Origin of the sequence: Gardnerella lacydonensis, from assembly GCF_048545055.1 — a bacterium.
GTDB lineage: Bacteria > Actinomycetota > Actinomycetes > Actinomycetales > Bifidobacteriaceae > Bifidobacterium > Bifidobacterium vaginale_C.
In genome coordinates this window covers 1-5,291 of record NZ_JBKQXT010000011.1, presented here as the reverse complement: position 1 = coordinate 5,291, position 5,291 = coordinate 1, and the positions used below count along the sequence as shown (strand labels likewise).

General features: G+C 54.2%; 3 rRNA genes. All 3 read left to right on the top strand.

Features of this window, described 5'->3' with window-relative positions:
* Positions 1-40 precede the first annotated feature (40 nt).
* The 3 genes from ACJV45_RS06950 (at position 41) to rrf (ending at position 5,283) form a co-directional block, all read left to right on the top strand.
* Positions 41-1,568 (top strand): 16S ribosomal RNA (locus tag ACJV45_RS06950).
* Positions 1,569-1,941: 373 nt separating this feature from the next.
* A 23S ribosomal RNA gene (locus ACJV45_RS06945) occupies positions 1,942-5,002 on the top strand.
* 164 nt (positions 5,003-5,166) lie between these two features.
* Positions 5,167-5,283, top strand: a 5S ribosomal RNA gene (rrf, locus tag ACJV45_RS06940).
* The 16S, 23S and 5S rRNA genes sit together here, the layout of an rRNA operon.
* The last annotated feature ends 8 nt before the right edge of the window (positions 5,284-5,291 follow it).

Genomic DNA, 5,291 nt, shown 5'->3' with positions numbered 1-5,291 from the left:
TTTTATATTGGAGCCTTTTGTTGGCTCTTCATTGAAGTTTTTCGTGGAGGGTTCGATTCTGGCTCAGGATGAACGCTGGCGGCGTGCTTAACACATGCAAGTCGAACGGGATCTGACCAGCTTGCTGGTTGGTGAGAGTGGCGAACGGGTGAGTAATGCGTGACCAACCTGCCCCATGCTCCAGAATAGCTCTTGGAAACGGGTGGTAATGCTGGATGCTCCAACTTGACGCATGTCTTGTTGGGAAAGTGTTTAGTGGCATGGGATGGGGTCGCGTCCTATCAGCTTGTAGGCGGGGTAATGGCCCACCTAGGCTTCGACGGGTAGCCGGCCTGAGAGGGCGGACGGCCACATTGGGACTGAGATACGGCCCAGACTCCTACGGGAGGCAGCAGTGGGGAATATTGCGCAATGGGGGGAACCCTGACGCAGCGACGCCGCGTGCGGGATGAAGGCCTTCGGGTTGTAAACCGCTTTTGATTGGGAGCAAGCCTTTTTGGTGAGTGTACCTTTCGAATAAGCGCCGGCTAACTACGTGCCAGCAGCCGCGGTAATACGTAGGGCGCAAGCGTTATCCGGAATTATTGGGCGTAAAGAGCTTGTAGGCGGTTCGTCGCGTCTGGTGTGAAAGCCCATCGCTTAACGGTGGGTTTGCGCCGGGTACGGGCGGGCTAGAGTGCAGTAGGGGAGACTGGAATTCTCGGTGTAACGGTGGAATGTGTAGATATCGGGAAGAACACCAATGGCGAAGGCAGGTCTCTGGGCTGTTACTGACGCTGAGAAGCGAAAGCGTGGGGAGCGAACAGGATTAGATACCCTGGTAGTCCACGCCGTAAACGGTGGACGCTGGATGTGGGGCCCATTCCACGGGTTCTGTGTCGGAGCTAACGCGTTAAGCGTCCCGCCTGGGGAGTACGGCCGCAAGGCTAAAACTCAAAGAAATTGACGGGGGCCCGCACAAGCGGCGGAGCATGCGGATTAATTCGATGCAACGCGAAGAACCTTACCTGGGCTTGACATGTGCCTGACGACTGCAGAGATGTGGTTTCCTTTCGGGGCAGGTTCACAGGTGGTGCATGGTCGTCGTCAGCTCGTGTCGTGAGATGTTGGGTTAAGTCCCGCAACGAGCGCAACCCTCGCCCTGTGTTGCCAGCGGGTTATGCCGGGAACTCACGGGGGACCGCCGGGGTTAACTCGGAGGAAGGTGGGGATGACGTCAGATCATCATGCCCCTTACGTCCAGGGCTTCACGCATGCTACAATGGCCAGTACAACGGGTTGCTTCATGGTGACATGGTGCTAATCCCTTAAAACTGGTCTCAGTTCGGATCGTAGTCTGCAACTCGACTACGTGAAGGCGGAGTCGCTAGTAATCGCGAATCAGCAACGTCGCGGTGAATGCGTTCCCGGGCCTTGTACACACCGCCCGTCAAGTCATGAAAGTGGGCAGCACCCGAAGCCGGTGGCCTAACCCTTTTGGGATGGAGCCGTCTAAGGTGAGGCTCGTGATTGGGACTAAGTCGTAACAAGGTAGCCGTACCGGAAGGTGCGGCTGGATCACCTCCTTTCTACGGAGTTTTTGTGCACGCTCGGTTGAGTGTGGTTACTGGTGTGGAAAACAATAGTTGACGTTTTTAGATGAGTGTGTTGGGCATGCTTTTGGGTTCCCGGATTGCCACCCCCCTTGTTTTGGGGTTGCGGTCCTGGCCCTTGGATTACAGGTTGAGGCTTTTTTGGTTTTGGCTTGTGTTCTTGGTGTTTGGTGGTTTGAGAACTGGATAGTGGACGCGAGTAAGAATAGTGAGACTATTTTTGGTTTTGCTTGTTTTTACTTTTATCAATTTCAACCGGCTCCATTTTGGTGGAGTCGCTTGATCGTTTTGTGATCGTTTAGTGTGATGATTTATTGTCTAGAGAGTTAAGCGATAGGCTTTTTACTGGTGTATCACTGGTAAGGGCGTATGGTGGATGCCTTGGTAGACAGGACCGATGAAGGACGTGACGGGCTGCGATATGCCTCGGGGAGCTGCCGAGTGGGCTTTGATCCGAGGATTTCCGAATGGGGAGACCCGGCCACTGTTATGGGTGGTCACCACAGTTTTTGTGGGGGGTACGCAGGGAAGTGAAACATCTCAGTACCTGCAGGAAAGGATACTCCGTGAGTAGTGGCGAGCGAAAGCGGATCAGGCTAAACCGAGTACGTGTGATAATCGTCAGGTGTTGCGTATTCGGGGTCGTGGGATTGACTGTTCAGCCTCTGACGGGGTTGAGAAGAGTGATAAAATGTCGTGTTATGTGAATGGGATTGAATTCCCAGCCGTAGAGGGTGATGGCCCCGTAGCAGGTTGCGCGATGTCTTTTTATGTTTATTCCCAAGTAGCGCGGGCCTCGTGGAATCCCGCGTGAATCTGCCCAGACCGTTGGGTAAGCCTAAGTATTCCTGTCTGACCGATAGTGTACTAGTACCGTGAGGGAAAGGTGAAAAGCACCCCGGGAGGGGAGTGAAATAGTTCCTGAAACCGTGCGCTTACAATCCGTCGGAGCCTTCTTTGTGGGGTGACGGCGTGCCTATCGAAAAATGAGTCTGCGAGTCAGTGGTATGTGGCGAGGCTAACCCGGGTGGGGGAGCCGTAGCGAAAGCGAGTTTTAAAAGGCGTTTTAGTCGCATGTCCTGGACCCGAAGCGGGATGATCTAGCCCTGAGCAGGTTGAAGCGCGGGTAAGACCGTGTGGAGGACCGAACCCACCTAGGTTGAAAACTGGGGGGATGACTTGGGGTTAGGGGTGAAAGGCCAATCAAATTCCGTGATAGCTGGTTCTCTCCGAAATGCATTTAGGTGCAGCGTCATGTTATTGCTTACAGGGGGTAGAGCTACTGGATGCTTGCGGGCCCATACCGGGTACTAATAGCAGCCAAACTCCGAATACCTGTTAGGTTTATCATGGCAGTGAGTCGGCGGGGGATAAGCTCCGTCGTCAAAAGGGAAACAGCCCTGATCGTCGTCTAAGGTCCCGAAGCGCGTGCTAAGTGGGAAAGGATGTGGAGTCGCATAGACAGCCAGGAGGTTGGCTCAGAAGCAGCCATCCTTGAAAGAGTGCGTAACAGCTCACTGGTCTAGTGGTTCCGCGCCGACAATGTAGCGGGGCTTAAGCACGCCACCGAAGACGCGGCTGCATGATTTGTTTCATGTGGGGTAGGAGAGCGTCCTGTATGGGGTGAAGCGGCAGTGTGAACTTGTCGTGGACTTTACGGGAGTGAGAATGCAGACATGAGTAGCGAGAGACAGGTGTGAATCCTGTCCGCTGAATGACTAAGGGTTCCGGGGCCACGTTCGTCGTCCCCGGGTGAGTCGAGTCCTAAGGCGAGGCCGACAGGCGTAGTCGAATGGATGAACGGGTTGATATTCCCGTACCGGTGTTACACCGTTCGAACTGAATCTGAGAGTACTAACCTTGATTATTCTGGTTGATTGCCTTTCGGGGTTTTTGACTGGTTTGGTTTTGGGACTGTATCGGTAGTAGGTTAGCGTGGGAGTGACGCGGGTAGGTAGCCGGCTGCGGAGGTGGTTTTCCGTGGCTAAGCGTGTGGGCTGTCCTCTAGGTAAATCCGGGGGATGTTTAAGCTGAGGCGTGATGGGTAGGCTGTAAGGCTGATTCCGGTGATCCTGCTTGCCGAGAAAAGCTTCAACGTGAGGTGTGGTTCCGCTCGTACCCTAAACCGACACTGGTGGTCTGGTAGAGTATACCGAAGCGATCGGGCGAATCCTGGCCAAGGAACTCGGCAAATTACTCCCGTGCCTTCGGCATAAGGGAGACCCCTGATGGTGATGTTTTTTACATGCGGAGCTGTTGGGGGTGGCACAAGCTAGGGGGTAGCGACTGTTTACCAAAAACACAGGAGCGTGCGAAGGCGTAAGCCGCTGTATACGCTCTGACGCCTGCCCGGTGCCGGAAGGTTAAGAGGATCCGTTAGCTTCGGTGAAGCGGTGAATTTAAGCCCCGGTAAACGGCGGTGGTAACTATAACCATCCTAAGGTAGCGAAATTCCTTGTCGGGTAAGTTCCGACCTGCACGAATGGCGTAACGACTTCCCCACTGTCTCGGCCAGGAGCCCGGCGAAATTGCAGTACGAGTAAAGATGCTCGTTAAGCGCAGAAGGACGAAAAGACCCCGGGACCTTTACTATACCTTGGTATTGTCGTTAGGTGTGGATCGTGTAGCATAGGCGGGAGGCTGTGAAGCGTGGGCGCTAGCTTGCGTGGAGTCGATCAGTGAAATACCGCTCTTTCCATATCTGGCGTCTAACCTCGACACGTTATCCGTGTTAGGGACAGTGCCTGGCGGGTAGTTTAACTGGGGCGGTTGCCTCCTAAAGAGTAACGGAGGCGCTCAATGGTCCGCTCAGCCCGGTTGGCAATCGGGTGTTGAGTGTAATCGCACAAGCGGGCTTGACTGTGAGACTGACGGGTCGAGCAGGGACGAAAGTCGGAGATAGTGATCCGGTGCCGGCGTACGGACGTGGCATCGCTCAACGGATAAAAGGTACCCCGGGGATAACAGGCTGATCATTCCCAAGAGTCCATATCGACGGGATGGTTTGGCACCTCGATGTCGGCTCGTCGCATCCTGGGGCTGGAGCAGGTCCCAAGGGTTCGGCTGTTCGCCGATTAAAGCGGCACGCGAGCTGGGTTCAGAACGTCGTGAGACAGTTTGGTCTCTATCCTCTGCGCTCGTTGGAATGTTGAGGAGACCTGCCCATAGTACGAGAGGACCTGGGTGGACGAACCTCTGGTATGCCGGTCGTCACGCCAGTGGCGCTGCCGGTTAGCTACGTTTGGAAGGGATAACCGCTGAAAGCATCTAAGCGGGAAGCCTGCTCCAAGATTAGCATTCCTTGCACTTTGTGTGTGAGCCCCCATGTAGAACACGTGGTTGATAGGCTGGATGTGGAAGCCCTGTAAGGGGTGGAGCTGACCAGTACTAATGGGCGATTGTGATACTACTTGTATTGTTTATCGTTTAATTCTCTTAACTTTAGGGAGTGTTAGACGGTCATTTTATGGTTGAGTTGTTGATTTTGATGATTGTTTTTCTGTTGCTCGCGTTCATGTCCGGTTCCCAAACCGCCAATTTGCCGCTCGCTTATAGTGAGTGTATAATCTAGTTTTGCGGTGGTCATGGCTCAGGTGAGACGCCCGGTCCCATTCCGAACCCGGAAGCTAAGGCCTGACACGGTGAGGGTACTGCACTCGATAGGGTGTGGGAGACTAGCACGCTGCCGCATTATTCTTT